We start from the raw sequence: 14,517 nt of genomic DNA on the forward strand, positions 1-14,517 counted from the left end.
CCTGAAGTCGCGATCTGTGTTGCCTGGACTACCGCGCGCTTAGAAGCAACAACAGCAACAGCAGTTTTACTTAGAGTAGGCAGGAGTGCCTGCAATACTGAACCGGATTAGTATGAATGAGAAGGGACAAATAAGATGCACTTACAGAATCATGACAAGGCACTGTTACCCAAGTTGTAACGAGTGGCCAACTTTGCGTATGGGCGTAAGAACGCCCACGCAATTACAACATAGCCTCAACTACACCCGCACAAGCCACCATCACCGCTGCGGATCCAATACGCGCTCAAGCTCCGCCGCCCGCTCTCGGGTCATGTCCATCAGGCAGGTCCCGCCCTCAAGCTGCGCCATGGTGCCGCCACTGGCCGTGCGATGAAACTGGCAGTTGGCATCCCGATAAGCCAGCCACTTGCGCTGCACATCGCGCAGGCTCTTTTGCTGATCCGCCGGCAGTTTACCCAGCAGCTGTTTGTAGACGCCGTTCAGACGCTGGTCCTGTACCTGCGTCTCGGCCTTGAGGCATTCACCCATGGCCAGGGTACTGGAGGCATTGTCCATACAGCGGGCATAAGCGGGCGACGGATCGTCGGCCATGGCCAGCGGCGTGCAGCACGCCAATGCCAGCCCAGCCAGATAGTGCTTGATCATGCGAACTCTCCGTGAAGGTCAAAGCGTTTGAGGTTGCTCCGGCGGCATCAACACCCTGCTCGGCTCGAAGCGCAGCGACGGCATCTGTGTGGCGGCATACAACATCACCGCCAATGCTGCAATCAGGGTAACGTCCGCCCAATTCCACCCAGGCATATCAGCGGCTTGGCGCGCTTTCAGACAGTACCAGCCCTGACCAAAGCAAAACACCAGCATCGCTGCCACCCACACGTAGAAGCCTGCCGCCAAGCCCGTCAGGTCGTGGAACTCATAACTCTGGTTGTCAGGCAGGCGGTCGATACCCAGGCTGGTCCCTGCCAGATACAGCGCACAAAGCCCCAGCAGCAGGGCCAAACGGCGAAAGCGCCGATGCGCCAGGATGGCCAGGGCGAGCAACGGGTTGGCAAACCACTGGTGCAGGCCGAATGGTATGCCCCAAGGCCCGTACAGCAGCATCTGCAGGGCGGGCATGTGGTGGCCGTCACTCATCGAGGCGCCATCGAGACACAGGGCGACCAGGTACAACAGGAGGGTAATGCTGAGGTAAAAAGCGGGCAAAGGACACCTGGAAGGTCGGCACAGGGGATGACCATAACCCATGTCATCCCCCGCTTCCAAACTGGGTGATCGCAGCCTCTCACGCCACCGGAGGTTCCAGCAGCAGCCCGTAGATACCCGAGTCCGACAGCTCACCGCCCACGCACCAGCGCGCTCGCAGGGTGCCCTCCAGCACGAACCCCTGGCGCTCCAACGTACGCGCCGAGCCCTGGTTGCGAGGGTCGATCTCGCCTTCCAGGCGGCGCATGTGCAGGGTATTGGCGATGTAGTCGATAAAGCACGTCAACGCTTCATCCATGTATCCCCTGCCCTGCACAGCGCTGGCCAGGCAATAGCCGATCTCACCTCGCCGGGAGGTGTCGTCGATGTTGAACAGTTGAACCATACCGATCAGTTCGCCGTTGTCCCGGCGGTACATACCCAACTTGAGTTGCTCGCTATTGGCGTACGCTTCACGGTCAGCTGCCAGCGCGCTCTGGGCTTCAGCCAGATTCTGCCAGGGCGCGTGGTGCCAGTACCGCATGACCTCAGGGTCGGCCATGATCGCCAACCACTTCGCCGCATCGGCGTGGCGCATGGGGCGCAGGTAAAGGCGCGGGCTATCGAGACACAGATCACTCGGGAAACTTCGGGGTGGGGTCACGCCGGCTCACCTGTCCATTGCTGGGTAAGATGACAGTTTAGCGTCAAGCGCGACCTTCAGGCAGTGCAAAACTGCACGGCGGGCCACAGTCGACAGCCAACGCATTCAGCTTCGCATCGCGACTCTGTCAGAGATGGCGAATCCTACCGACTTCCATGTCAACGATTCAGGTCCAAGACGCTCGTGCGCGCACGCTTAGATACGGGCTTAGGCGACCTCAGCCCCATCATCGGGCCAATGCGGCTCATTCGCCCCAGGCGGGGTCAATGGCGGTAGCCCGTAGGCAGCCCGGGCGGTATCACAGCGTGGGTTGTGTACGCCCCCTTCCCACGACGCCTCGAACTCGCGGCAGGGACTGGAACGGTTGGCGTAGATGGCGCAGGCCACACCCTGCCCCACCTCGCCCTGCAGGCTAATGCAGCGGCAGGGCTTGGCGTCGGTGCCAATCATGGCCACCCGAGACGGACTCACTTGCACCACCAGATCGTCAGGCACCACACCGCCGGAGGACTGGCATTCACCCCAGAAGAAGGACACACGGAAGTACCCGCAGCAAGCGCCGCAGTCAAGGCAAGGGTTATATTCGGACATGATTGCACGGAAGAAAGGTGGTTGAGATCGGGGCTGGCCCGAGCAGCCATTCTCGGTCCAAGCGGGGGTGATTGAATAGAGGGGCAGAAAAAAATAACCGCAGGCGCTTGGCTTTCACCAGACACCCTGTTCGCCCCTCGACTTCAGTTAGCGCAGCGCTTTATAGGTATCGCCATCGCATTGATTCAGGCCAAGGCCCGCGGCTGGGCGATAGGGATCACCGCGCACATGGCTGAAGGTCGTTTGCCGGGTGCCCTGGTGTAACAGCCGGTCGTCAGGGCTACCTTCGGTCACAAGGGTGTAGGACGCACGACGCATTGCTTGGTACCGGTCCTCACAGTCTGCCATTGCCTTGTGATAGGCCATCACTTGTCCGTCACTCAAGTTCAGGCACTTGGCCAATTCGACACCCCAGCGCCTCAGGCATACTTCGGCGTAGTGCCTGACCACCAAACCCGGCTCGACGAGCACTTCGCCGCTGCCCGCACCGTCAACCGACGCATTCCCCACCAACGTCGCGTGCCGACCCGGCATGGGAAACACGCTTATCCGGGTACCGGGTTGCACGCCTGGCACCACACAGGCGAACCCTTTGGAGCGTTCGTCACGGGAGTAGAAGCCCACATACTCGCGCACATTGCCCGGCAGCATCACGCGCTCTGGCTGCACATTGCCAATGCCTGGAACCGGGTCAATGGTAAAAATGTTGACCGGGACATCGCACAGTTCAGGGTCCTTGGCCATGGCATTGGCCAGCATGTGGCAGCTGATGCCGCCGCGGCTCCAGCCGACCAGGTTGACCTGGGTAGGCACGCGCGGCTTGCGGAACAGATGAATGATGCGCTCTTGCAGCTCTTGCGGCGTGGGGTGGCGATCGCCGTAGTCATAGGTTCTCCAGAACCACGAAGCGGTCGAAGCCACCTCTGGCACAGGGACGCCGGCATCCTTGAGGCGTTTGTACTCGGCTTCGCTTAGCTTGGTGCGCTGCCAGCGGCTTTCGCCCTTGATGATCTGCAGCACATGGCTGACGTTTTCTTCCCAGCCACGGCCAAACAACTGCCCTGTCCAGTTGTAGTAGCCGCCGGGATCGACGAACAGGCTGTCGTCCTGGAGATTGCCGCTGCCCGGACCGTCGACAGCGACCCAGTGGGCAAATTCGCGGCCTTGATCATGGCTTGCCAGGGTCGAGACCAGTTCGCCGTTCCAGAAGTTGGTGTTGGTGTCGTCGAAGCGATGGGACCCTGTCCCACAGAAATAGGCGGTAAAAACACTCATGTCACTATCATCGTGCGAGAAATGAGTGCCGAAGGTAATCAGTCAGCGAGGCAAGGCACATTCGGAAGCCCACCCCACCATTGAGCGCAGCGCACCTGCCGCCGGCAACGCCAGCGGCAGGGCGTCACGGATTACTTGCGCGCCAGCCCGTCAGCCCGGAACATCTGGCGGATACCGCGGATGGCCTGACGGATCCGGTCCTGGTTTTCGATCAGGGCAAAGCGCACATGGTCATCACCATAGTCCCCAAAGCCGATGCCTGGCGAGACACATACCTTGGCCTCGGCAAGCAGCTTCTTGGAAAACTCGAGCGAACCCAGGTGTGCGTACTCAGGCGGGATCTTGGCCCAGACGTACATGGACGCCTTGGGGTTCTCGACCATCCAGCCCAACTCGTGCAAACCCTTGACCAGCAAATTGCGACGCTGGCGGTACTGCTCGGCAATATCCCGTACGCACTGCTGATCCCCTTCCAGCGCTGCAATGGCAGCCACCTGCAAAGGCGTGAACGTGCCGTAGTCGTGGTAGCTCTTGATGCGCGCCAGGGCATTGACCAGTTCGGGGTTGCCGACCATGAAGCCGATCCGCCAGCCAGCCATGTTGTAGCTCTTGGACAAGGTGAAGAACTCCACCGCAATGTCCTTGGCGCCAGGCACCTGCATGATCGATGGCGCCTTCCAGCCGTCGTACACGATGTCGGCATACGCCAGGTCGTGGACCACCAGCACGCCATATTGCTTGGCCAATGCCACCACGCGTTCGAAGAAGTCCAGCTCCACGCACTGGGCAGTCGGGTTGGACGGGAAGCCGAGAATCATCATCTTGGGCTTGGGGATCGACTCGCGAATGGCCCGTTCAAGCTCGTTGAAGAAGTCCACGCCCGGCACAAGCGGGACAGAACGCACCTGGGCCCCGGCGATGACAGCCCCGTATATATGGATCGGGTAGCTGGGGTTGGGTACCAGTACCGTATCGCCTTGGTCCAGTGTGGCCAGCATCAGGTGCGCCAGGCCCTCTTTCGAACCAATGGTGACGATGGCCTCATCTTCGGGGTCGATGTCGACCTCGTACCGTTCCTTGTACCAGTTCGAGATAGCGCGACGCAGGCGCGGGATGCCGCGGGATGTGGAGTAGCCGTGGGTATCCTCGCGCTGAGCGACCTGCACCAGCTTCTCGACGATATGCGGCGGCGTGGCGCCATCGGGGTTACCCATGCTCAGGTCGATGATGTCCTCGCCACGGCGGCGGGCAGCCATCTTGAGCTCGGCAGTGATGTTGAAGACGTAGGGCGGGAGACGATCGATGCGCGCAAAACGGCGCGGCAAACCTGGAGTGGCCATGGTTTCCTCTAAAAAACGTAAGCGCCCGGAACCGTCCGAGCGACGCTGGCCGCATGCGGCGACCTGATTCAGAAGATAGTGCCGATATAGGTGTCTTGTAAAGGGTAATCTGCTGTTTTTTATTATCTAAACAGGGGCATTTTTTGTAGCGCCAAAGCGCGCAGTGGTGCGCCTCACCATCGCTGGTAGGCCTGTTCCAAAAAAGCTCTACAAACCAAGCGAGGGGTCTGGCTCACCCGCCACAGGCCCCAAATAGACATAAAAAACCCCGGCGCTCAGGCCGGGGTTTTCGTGAAGCAGGCGTGGTTTCAGCGTGCGTAGGTCATCAGCACGTCAGCAGCCGTCTGGCTGTCCACCCCCATCATCAGGCTCAGGGCCATGACGGTGAGGATGGAAAAGCCGAACACTTTGCGCGCCCATTTGCTGTCGTCTTCGGCCTTGTAGCCACCCCAGGCCATGTACAGCCAGTAAAGGCCCATGGCAGCTGCCACGGCCATGTAGCCGAGGCCAGCGTAACCGCCGAGGGTGAGCATCAAGGTCGCAAGCACGAACGCCAGCACATACAGCACGATCTGCTTCTTCGCAGCCAGGATGCCACGCGCCACCGGCAATACCGGAATGTTTGCGGCGCTGTAGTCCTTGAAGCGGAAGATGGCGATGGCAAAGCTGTGCGGCATCTGCCACAGGCTGAACATCACCAGCAGGGTCACAGCCGCCAGGTCGAAGCTATTGCTGACAGCGCAGTAGCCAATGACAGGCGGCATGGCACCGGACAGGCTGCCGACCAAGGTGCCGTGCACCGATTTACGCTTGAGCCACAGGCTATAGAAGCCTACATAGACCACGAAGCCGATCAGTGCGCAGTACGCGGACAAGGGGTTGGCCTGCACGTACAGCAAGCTGAAACCCGCCACCCCAAGCAGGGTGGCGTAGATCAGCGCGAGGGGCAGTGACATGCCACCCTGTACCATCACGCGGTTCTTGGTGCGCTCCATTTTCTGGTCGATGTCGCGGTCGATGCAGTTGTTGAATGCACAACCGGACGCCACCACCAGGGAAGTACCAACGACCACTGCCAGCAGCAGGGCGAAGTCCACATGGCCCTTCGCGGCAAGGAAGAAACCGCCTGCCACGGAAAGCACGTTACCGAAAATGATCCCCGGTTTGGTGATTTGGATAAAGTGCTTAACGGACATGCAGTCTTACCTCACTTGGCCAGCATTTCGACGTGGATGCTGAACATGATCCACAGCGACAGGCCAACCAGCAGCGCGATCACCATGGCGGTGAACAGGAACGTCGATACGTTGTTGCGTTGCTCTTTCGAGCGGTCCATGTGCAGGAAGTACACCAGGTGTACCACTACCTGAATCACGGCCATGGCCACAACGATCAGAACGGTCAGGTTCTTCGGCAGGCTTGGGTACATCACCAGGCCGAACGGAATCGCGGTCAGGATGATCGACAGGACGAAACCGATCATGTACGACTTGACGCTGCCGTGGCTGCCTTCGTGATGAGTGTCGTGTGCGTTAGCCATTACAGAACCCCCAGCAGGTAGACGACGGTGAATACGCAGATCCAGACCACGTCCAGGAAGTGCCAGAACAGGCTCAGGCAGCTCATGCGGGTCTTGGCGGTCGGCGTGATGCCGTGCTTGTTGATCTGGTACATCATGATTGCCATCCAGATCAGACCAGCCGTCACGTGCAGACCGTGGGTGCCTACCAGCGCGAAGAAGCCCGACAGGAAGCCACTGCGGTTCGGGCCGAAGCCTTCGCCGATCAGGTGATGGAACTCGTAGATTTCCATCGCGATGAAGCCCGCACCGAACAGGAAGGTCACAGCCAACCAGCCCAGTACGCCTGCCTTGTTACCGGCGAACATCTTCAGCATGGCGAAGCCGAAGGTGATCGAGGACAGCAGCAGGAACAGCGTTTCGACAGCTACGAACTTGAGCTCGAAGATGTCATGACCCGACGGGCCGCCGGCAAAACTCCCGGACAGCACCGCGTAGGTGGCGAAGAGCGACGCAAACAGGATGCAGTCGGTCATCAGGTACAGCCAGAAGCCCAGTACGGTCATCTGGCCCGAGTCGTGGTGGTGATCGTCGTGCCCATGGTCGTGACCATGAGCACCGTGCATTACTTGACTGGACATTGATTACACCCGCTCAAACGATTCGACACGTGCGCCGGCAGGCAGAGCACCTGCATTGGCCAACGCTTTCATGCGCTCGCCTTCGATGCGCGCCACTTCTTCGGCCGGAACCATGAAGCCCTGGTCGTCACGCGCAGCGTGGCGAACGAAGACAGCGATGGTTGCAACCAGGCTTGCGCCGACCAGCCACCAGATGTGCCAGATGAAAGCGAAGCCGAAGATGGTCAGGAACAGACCCATGAACAAACCGGTAGAGGTATTGCTCGGCATGTGGATCGCTTCGTACTTGCCCGGCACCTTGTAGGCAACACCGGCTTCCTTGGCTTCGTGCCAGGCATCCAGGCCAACCTTCTCAGGCATGTGGGCGAAGTTGTAGAACGGAGGTGGCGACGAAGTCGACCATTCCAGGGTACGGCCGCCCCATGGGTCGCCGGTCACGTCCAGGTTCTGGTGACGATCGCGAACCGATACGAACAGCTGGATCAGCTGGCAGGCGATACCGAACAGGATCAGCACGGCACCGACCACGGCAACGTACAGGTAGGGTTCCCACAGTGGGTTGTCCGAGTGGTTCAGACGACGGGTCATACCCATGAAGCCCAGTGCGTACAGCGGCATGAATGCCACGTAGAAGCCCGAGATCCAGAACCAGAAGGCAGCTTTGCCCCACTTCTCGTTCAGGGTGAAACCGAAGGCTTTCGGGAACCAGTAGGCGAAGCCGGCGATGTAGCCGAATACCGCACCACCGATGATCACGTTGTGGAAGTGGGCGATCACGAACAGGCTGTTGTGCAGCACGAAGTCAGCACCCGGTACAGCCAGCAGAACGCCAGTCATGCCACCGATGGAGAAGGTGATCATGAAGCCCAGGGTCCAGAGGATCGGCGCAGTGAAGCGCAGACGGCCCTGGTAGATGGTGAACAGCCAGTTGAACAGCTTCACACCCGTCGGAATGGAGATCAGCATCGTCGCCAGGCCGAAGAAGGTGTTGACGCTGGCGCCGGCACCCATGGTGAAGAAGTGGTGCAGCCAAACCGCAAAGCCCAGTACAGCGATCGCACCCGATGCGTAGATCATCGCGTGGTGGCCGAACAGGCGCTTGCCGGAGAAGGTGGAGGTCACTTCCGAGAACACGCCGAAGGCCGGCAGGATCAGAATGTATACCTCAGGGTGACCCCAGGCCCAGAACAGGTTGACGTACATCATCGGGTTCCCACCAAGCTCGTTGGTGAAGATGTGGAAGTCCAGATAACGGTCAACGGTCAGCAGTGCCAGTGCAGCGGTCAGGATCGGGAACGAAGCCACGATCAGGACGTTTGCCCAGGTGCAGGTCCAGGTGAAGATGGGCATGTCCATCAGCTTCATGCCAGGTGCGCGCATCTTCATCACGGTGACGAGGAAGTTCACGCCTGTCAGCGTCGTACCCAATCCTGAGAGCTGTAGCGCCCAGATGTAGTAGTCGACACCCACGCCCGGACTGTACTGAATACCCGCGAGCGGCGGATAGGCAACCCAACCGGTCTTGGCGAATTCACCAACGCCCAGCGAGATGTTCACCAGCAGCACGCCTGCCAGCAGCAGGTAGAAGCTCAGGGAGTTCAGGAACGGGAAGGCCACGTCACGCGCACCGATCTGCAGAGGAACCGCGAGGTTCATCAGGCCGGTGAAGAATGGCATCGCCATGAAGATGATCATGATCACACCGTGGGCGGTGAAGATCTGGTCATAGTGTTCAGGCGGCAGGTAGCCTTCGGAACCACCGGTGGCAACAGCCAGCTGGGTCCGCATCATGATGGCGTCGGCAAAGCCGCGCAGCAGCATGACCATCGCGACGATGATGTACATCACCCCGATTTTCTTGTGGTCGACGGTCGTCAACCACTCGGTCCACAAGTAGGACCACTTGCGGAAGTAGGTGACCGCACCAACGACAGCGATACCACCGAGCGCGATAATGGCGAGTGTCACCATGACTATCGGCTCGTGATAGGGTATCGCCTCCAGGCTTAATTTACCGAACATCTCTTACTCCTCTGCACCGGCAGCTGGTTGCATACTCGATTCCACACCCTTGGTAGTGGCCAGGTCTTTGCTGCCAGCTTCTTCGTGGCTCGAACGACCGCGGTTCATGCCTTCGTACTTGTCGACGATCAGCTGGAACTGGTCAGGCGAGGCCTCGCTATACAGCGTGACTGGGTTGTTTTCGCTTGGTTTGGCCAAGGCTTCGTATTCGGCCTTGCCCAGCTTCTTCGGCGACTGCTTGACTTCGGCGACCCACTTCTCGAAGTCTTCCTGGGACGTGGCAGTAGCCTTGAATTTCATGCCGGTGAAGCCAGCACCGCTGTAGTTGGCGCTGATACCGTCAAACACGCCGTTCTCGTTGGCGATCAGGTGCAGCTTGGTGGTCATGCCCGCCATGGCGTAGATCTGGCCGCCCAGGCCCGGGATGAAGAACGAGTTCATCACGGCGTCGGAGGTGACGCGGAAGTTGACCGGGGTATTGGCCGGGAAGACGATCTTGTTGACCGTGGCGATACCTTGTTCCGGGTAGATGAACAGCCACTTCCAGTCTAGCGCGACGACGTCGATCTGCACGGGCTTCACGTCGGAATCCAGAGGACGGTACGGGTCGAGCCTGTGGGTGGACTTGTAGGTCACGTAACCCAGCACGATGATGATCAGAATCGGGATGATCCACACCGCAGCCTCGATCTTGGTCGAGTGAGACCAGTCCGGGGTGTAGGTGGCTGCCTTGTTGGAAGCGCGATACTTCCAGGCGAACACCACGGTCATGATGATGACTGGCACGACGACCAGCAGCATCAGGCCGATTGCGATCAGGATCAGGTTCTTTTGCTCAATGCCGACCTGTCCCTTCGGGTCGAGCAGGGTCCAGTTGCACCCACTGAGTAAAAGCATGCCTAAAAAGGGCAATATGCCAAACAGTCTGGGGTAACGCTTTTTACTCATCTCACGACCTCTAGATCAGCTTGCTTCAATGCAATTGGTGTTTGGTAGCCAACACTTCGTCCAACCAAGTGAGGCATTGCGCGCCCGTACCCGCTCCTGCCTGGGCCCGACTGCAGGACCTTGGCTTCAAGCGAGTTAGCGGTGCTTTTGGTTTCGTAGGCAAAGGCCTGTATAGCAGACCAATTCCATTTGGTGCGGAAAACGCGGAGGGGGGTCCGCCCGGTATCGCCGTTGGGCGAAACTTGACGAAGTCAGCAAAAAGGAGCGCTGGGGCTTCCTTCAATCCTGCGACTTGCAAGCAGTGCCGAACGGAAATTGGGGGCGATTGTAGATAGGTCGCCAACCCTTGACTATGACTTATTGAGCAACAGTCCTTTACAGGATCTGTAACAATAACGCCGATAAATTCAACTTCGCGACACTTTGTCGCACTCCTGGCTATAGCCCTGCAACCCGCATTCAGCAAGGGCTACAGCTTGATCTGGATCAACTTCCCAGGGGTTTCCCGACCTTGATCGAGCGCCTGAAAACCTTGTTGGATTCAGGGACTTTTGTCTAAGGGCGGCGACGGTTGCGGTAGATGCCAAGTGGCACCAGCAACGCCGTCAGGACGAAGGCAATCAATGCCCATTGCGCCAGCGAAAGGCCCAGCACCGGTGGGTAAGGCGTGCTGCAGAAGCCGTCCACTTGAAACGCCAGCGGCCAGAGCTTGGCCAAGGGCAAGTCATCGACGATGGGCTGCAGGGTATCGATGCCACAACTGACCATGGGGTTGGCGAGTATATACACATGGTTGCCGGCTGCAATGATTCCGCCAATGGCGCTGACCACCACCAGTGCCTCGAAGAAGGTCAGGCTGCGTCGCCCGGGCATGGCTGCGGCCAGGAATGCAAAGACGGCGATGAACAGGAGCGCATAGCGCTGAAGGATGCACAACGGGCATGGCGCCTCGCCCAGCACTACCTGCATGTAGAGAGCGCCACCGATCAGCGAAACGCAGATCAGGCCCAACAGTACCAGAAAGCGCCGTTCCCGATTCAGGCGCGATGTTTGATCATTCATTGCCGGTTCCTTGGATGGATAGTCGCAGCGTATTCCGCCAGCCCGGCGTAATTCTACACAGACGCCGGTTGCCTGGGCGCCCCGCCTTTCATGGATACATATTCCAGGCGGCAATGGGGTGTGGCTCAGACCGGGCATTGGCAGGACGGTTCAACGAGGGGCAGCGAAAATTGAAGCTACCGAACAGGCCGCCGTTGCCGCCTGCTTCTCGCTCAGCAGGAGTGAATGGCAGCTGGGTTAATGCAGGATTAACGCTCAGACACGTATCGCCCTGGCGATCTCGTCTTCGCAGGAAGGGGCTGCCTTGCAGCCCCAGAGACGGCCGACCTTGCGCCTGGCCGTTACGCTTCTTTATATATAGTCACTAGGCGCTAATGCGCTTACGCCAGCGCTGCGGCCGGCCCGAAGAACTCGTAGCGGGTCTGTTGCTCGGGTACGCCCAAGGCCAGAAGCTGGCGTTTAACGGCGGCCATGAAGGGCTTCGGTCCGAGGAAGTAGGCGTCCACATCGCGCTCGCGAGGGAGCCATTCGCCCAGCAGATGCTGGTCCAGCAGGCCCACGGCATCGGCGTGGGCTGCTTCATCCGCTTCGGCGTAGCAGTAGAAACGCTTGAGCTGCGGATGCCGCGCTGCCTGAGTGTCGAGCCACTCGCGAAATGCATGCACCTGTCCATTGCGCGCGCAGTGAATGAAGTGCACCGGCCGCCCGGTCGGCAAGGCTGCTTCTAGCATGGCCAAGGTAGGCGTAATGCCCACGCCCCCACTGATCAGCACTAACGGTCTGTCACTGGCGGCCAGTGTGAAATCACCGGCTGGCGGGAACAATTCGAGGGTGTCACCTACCCTCAGGTGGTCATGCAGGTAGTTGGAGACCTTGCCATCGGATTCGCGTTTGACGCTGATCCGATATTCACGCCCGTCGCACAAGGCGGAGAGCGAATAGTTGCGGCGTTGCTCTGCACCATCGATCATCAGCCTCAGGCCGATGTACTGCCCTGGTTCAGCCTTGAGCACCGGCTTGCCGTCCACCGGTGCGAAGTAGAAGGAGACGATCTCGAGGCTTTCTTCCACCCGCCGTGCCAGTCGGAATTCGCGAGCCCCTCGCCACCCGCCGTCGGCCTCTTCCTTTTGCTTGTAAAGGTTTTCTTCAGCACCAATGAGTATGTCTGCCAACTGGCCATAGGCTGCGCCCCAGGCATCGATTACCTCGGCCGTGGCAATGTCTGTGCCCAACACTTCCTCGATGGCCCGCAGTAAACAGCGGCCAACGATCGGGTAATGCTCGGGCAGGATCTGCAGCGCCACATGCTTGTTGATGATCTGGCCCACCAGACCGCCCAGCTGTTCGAGCTGGTCGATATGACGGGCATACATCAGCACGCCATTGGCCAAGGCACGGGGCTGATCACCGCTGGCCTGATGCGCCTGGTTGAACAGTGGGCGTACCTCGGGATACTCGTTGAGCATCATCTGGTAAAAATGAGTGGTCAGTGCCTCGCCGCCTGTTTCCAGCAATGGAACGGTGGCCTTGATGATCGCACGTTGTTCGGCATTGAGCATTGCAGCAACTCCTGAGCCTGGGGCTTCGAATGATGCTCAGTCTTTTCATCATTCGTGCCAAGTCCAGCGCGCAGCGAATCCGCGGCCTTCAAGCCGCAGCATGTCTAAATGACTCAGGGCGGCGTATAGTCAATTAGACCCACAGGAGTCCCTATGACTGCCAAGCCACTGCTTACCGCCTTGCTGCCACTGGTCAGCGACCTGTCTCGCGACCTGCCTGATCAGGAACGCTATCGCCGTTTACTGCAAGCCATGCGGAGTCTGTTGCCCTGTGACGCTGCCGCCTTGCTCCGGCTCGATGGCGAATGGCTGGTGCCCTTGGCCGTGGACGGCCTAAGCCCAGACACCCTTGGCCGTCGCTTCAAGGTCAGTGAGCATCCACGTTTTCAGATTCTGTTGAGCAGCCCCTCCCCTACCCGCTTTGCCAGCGACTCCGAGCTGCCAGACCCTTACGATGGCCTGGTCAATACGCCGGATGTGGACTTGGAGGTTCACGACTGCATGGGTTGCCCTTTGATGGTCGATGAGCGCCCGTGGGGGCTGGTCACCCTCGATGCCCTGACGCCCGGCCAGTTCCAGAGCCTGGAGCTCGACGCCTTGCAAGCCTTTGCCAGCCTGGCCGCTGCGACGGTGACCGTGGCCGAGCGGATCGAACGCCTGGCCCTGCGTGCGGAAAATGAGCATCAGCGGGCGGAGGTGTACCGCCAGGCCAGTGGTCAGGACCGAGAGCTGATCGGCCAGAGCCCGGCCCACCAGCGCATGGTGGAGGAAATCCGACTGGTGGGCAGCAGCGATCTCACCGTGCTGATCACCGGCGAGACCGGGGTGGGCAAGGAGTTGGTGGCCCAGGCCCTGCACCAGGCGAGCAGCCGGGCCCACAAGCCGCTGATCAGCCTGAACTGCGCAGCGCTGCCCGACACGCTGGTGGAAAGCGAGCTGTTCGGCCACGTGCGCGGGGCCTTCACCGGCGCCCATGCAGACCGCCGGGGCAAGTTCGAACTGGCCCATGGGGGCACCTTGTTTCTCGACGAGGTGGGCGAGTTGCCGCTGGCGGTACAAGCCAAGCTGCTGCGCGTGTTGCAAAGCGGACAGTTGCAGCGGCTGGGTTCAGACCGCGAACACCACGTCGATGTGCGCCTGATCGCCGCCACCAACCGTGATCTGGCCGCCGAGGTGCGCAACGGGCGCTTGCGTGCCGATTTCTACCACCGTCTGAGCGTCTATCCGTTGCATGTCCCTCCTCTGCGGGAACGCGCACGCGACGTGTTGCTGCTGGCAGGCTACTTCCTCGAACAGAATCGCTCACGCTTGGGCCTGAGCAGCCTACGACTGGGCGCGGACGCTCAAGCTGCACTCCTGGCCTACGACTGGCCGGGCAACGTGCGTGAACTGGAGCATCTGATAGGCCGCTCGGCGCTCAAGGCGTTGGGCCGACAAACGGTACGCCCCAGGATCTTGTCCTTGACCGCTGCCGATCTGGATCTGCAACCACCTACCTCACTCCATTCGCAGCCCGCTCCAGCCCCTGAGACGACGGTACCCGACCTGGGTGCTGGAGGCCTGCGCCAGGCGCTGGACATCTACCAACGCCAGCTGATCCAAGCCTGCCTGGATCAACATCAGGGCAACTGGGCAGCCACCGCAAGAGCGCTCGAACTCGACCGCGCGAACCTCAGCCGCCTGGCCCGGCGGCTAGGTATCCGCTAGGGAT

14 protein-coding genes are annotated in these 14,517 nt (G+C 60.0%); 1 reads left to right on the top strand and 13 read right to left on the bottom strand.

Annotated features, from left to right (window positions below; genetic code table 11):
• Positions 1-261 precede the first annotated feature (261 nt).
• The 13 genes from PFU01S_RS20750 to hmpA form a co-directional block, all read right to left on the bottom strand.
• Positions 262-648: a lysozyme inhibitor LprI family protein gene (locus PFU01S_RS20750; protein ID WP_028688211.1), complete on the bottom strand. Its 387-nt coding sequence runs from the start codon at positions 646-648 to the stop codon at positions 262-264.
• A gap of 18 nt (positions 649-666) precedes the next feature.
• Complete coding sequence (locus PFU01S_RS20755) at positions 667-1,206, bottom strand: hypothetical protein (protein ID WP_027916562.1); 540 nt, start codon at positions 1,204-1,206, stop codon at positions 667-669.
• A 79-nt stretch (positions 1,207-1,285) separates the two neighbouring features.
• A complete protein-coding gene (locus tag PFU01S_RS20760) occupies positions 1,286-1,849 on the bottom strand; it encodes a GNAT family N-acetyltransferase (protein WP_028688212.1) in 564 nt (187 codons plus the stop codon).
• Between the two features lie 207 nt (positions 1,850-2,056).
• Complete coding sequence (locus PFU01S_RS20765; protein ID WP_027916564.1) at positions 2,057-2,440, bottom strand: YkgJ family cysteine cluster protein; 384 nt, start codon at positions 2,438-2,440, stop codon at positions 2,057-2,059.
• Between the two features lie 147 nt (positions 2,441-2,587).
• Positions 2,588-3,715 carry a hypothetical protein gene (locus PFU01S_RS20770; RefSeq protein WP_028688213.1) on the bottom strand — a complete coding sequence of 376 codons (1,128 nt, stop codon included), beginning with the start codon at positions 3,713-3,715 and terminating at the stop codon, positions 2,588-2,590.
• A gap of 131 nt (positions 3,716-3,846) precedes the next feature.
• Positions 3,847-5,055, bottom strand: a complete 1,209-nt coding sequence (gene alaC, locus PFU01S_RS20775; RefSeq protein WP_028688214.1) for an alanine transaminase — start codon at positions 5,053-5,055, stop codon at positions 3,847-3,849.
• A gap of 308 nt (positions 5,056-5,363) precedes the next feature.
• Positions 5,364-6,251: a heme o synthase gene (gene cyoE / locus PFU01S_RS20780; RefSeq protein WP_023533464.1), complete on the bottom strand. Its 888-nt coding sequence runs from the start codon at positions 6,249-6,251 to the stop codon at positions 5,364-5,366.
• A gap of 11 nt (positions 6,252-6,262) precedes the next feature.
• Entirely contained in the window at positions 6,263-6,595 is a 333-nt protein-coding gene (gene cyoD, locus PFU01S_RS20785; RefSeq protein WP_023533459.1) for a cytochrome o ubiquinol oxidase subunit IV, read from the bottom strand.
• On the bottom strand, positions 6,595-7,215 hold the full coding sequence (cyoC, locus tag PFU01S_RS20790; protein WP_023533465.1) for a cytochrome o ubiquinol oxidase subunit III: 621 nt from the start codon (positions 7,213-7,215) through the stop codon (positions 6,595-6,597). The genes cyoD and cyoC overlap by 1 nt, the downstream gene beginning before the upstream one ends.
• A gap of 3 nt (positions 7,216-7,218) precedes the next feature.
• Positions 7,219-9,237, bottom strand: a complete 2,019-nt coding sequence (cyoB, locus tag PFU01S_RS20795) for a cytochrome o ubiquinol oxidase subunit I (protein WP_023533473.1) — start codon at positions 9,235-9,237, stop codon at positions 7,219-7,221.
• A gap of 3 nt (positions 9,238-9,240) precedes the next feature.
• The gene (gene cyoA / locus PFU01S_RS20800) at positions 9,241-10,185 is read right to left on the bottom strand and encodes a ubiquinol oxidase subunit II (RefSeq protein WP_023533467.1); all 945 of its coding nucleotides are present in this window, start codon (positions 10,183-10,185) and stop codon (positions 9,241-9,243) included.
• A 555-nt stretch (positions 10,186-10,740) separates the two neighbouring features.
• Entirely contained in the window at positions 10,741-11,247 is a 507-nt protein-coding gene (locus PFU01S_RS20805; protein ID WP_027916567.1) for a disulfide bond formation protein B, read from the bottom strand.
• A gap of 380 nt (positions 11,248-11,627) precedes the next feature.
• On the bottom strand, positions 11,628-12,806 hold the full coding sequence (gene hmpA, locus PFU01S_RS20810) for an NO-inducible flavohemoprotein (RefSeq protein WP_028688215.1): 1,179 nt from the start codon (positions 12,804-12,806) through the stop codon (positions 11,628-11,630).
• A 153-nt stretch (positions 12,807-12,959) separates the two neighbouring features.
• Here hmpA and norR point away from each other — a divergent pair, with 153 nt between their 5' ends.
• Positions 12,960-14,513, top strand: a complete 1,554-nt coding sequence (norR, locus tag PFU01S_RS20815; protein WP_028688216.1) for a nitric oxide reductase transcriptional regulator NorR — start codon at positions 12,960-12,962, stop codon at positions 14,511-14,513.
• Positions 14,514-14,517 lie beyond the last annotated feature (4 nt).

This window comes from Pseudomonas fulva NBRC 16637 = DSM 17717 (assembly GCF_000730565.1).
In the GTDB taxonomy this organism is placed as follows: Bacteria; Pseudomonadota; Gammaproteobacteria; order Pseudomonadales; family Pseudomonadaceae; genus Aquipseudomonas; species Aquipseudomonas fulva.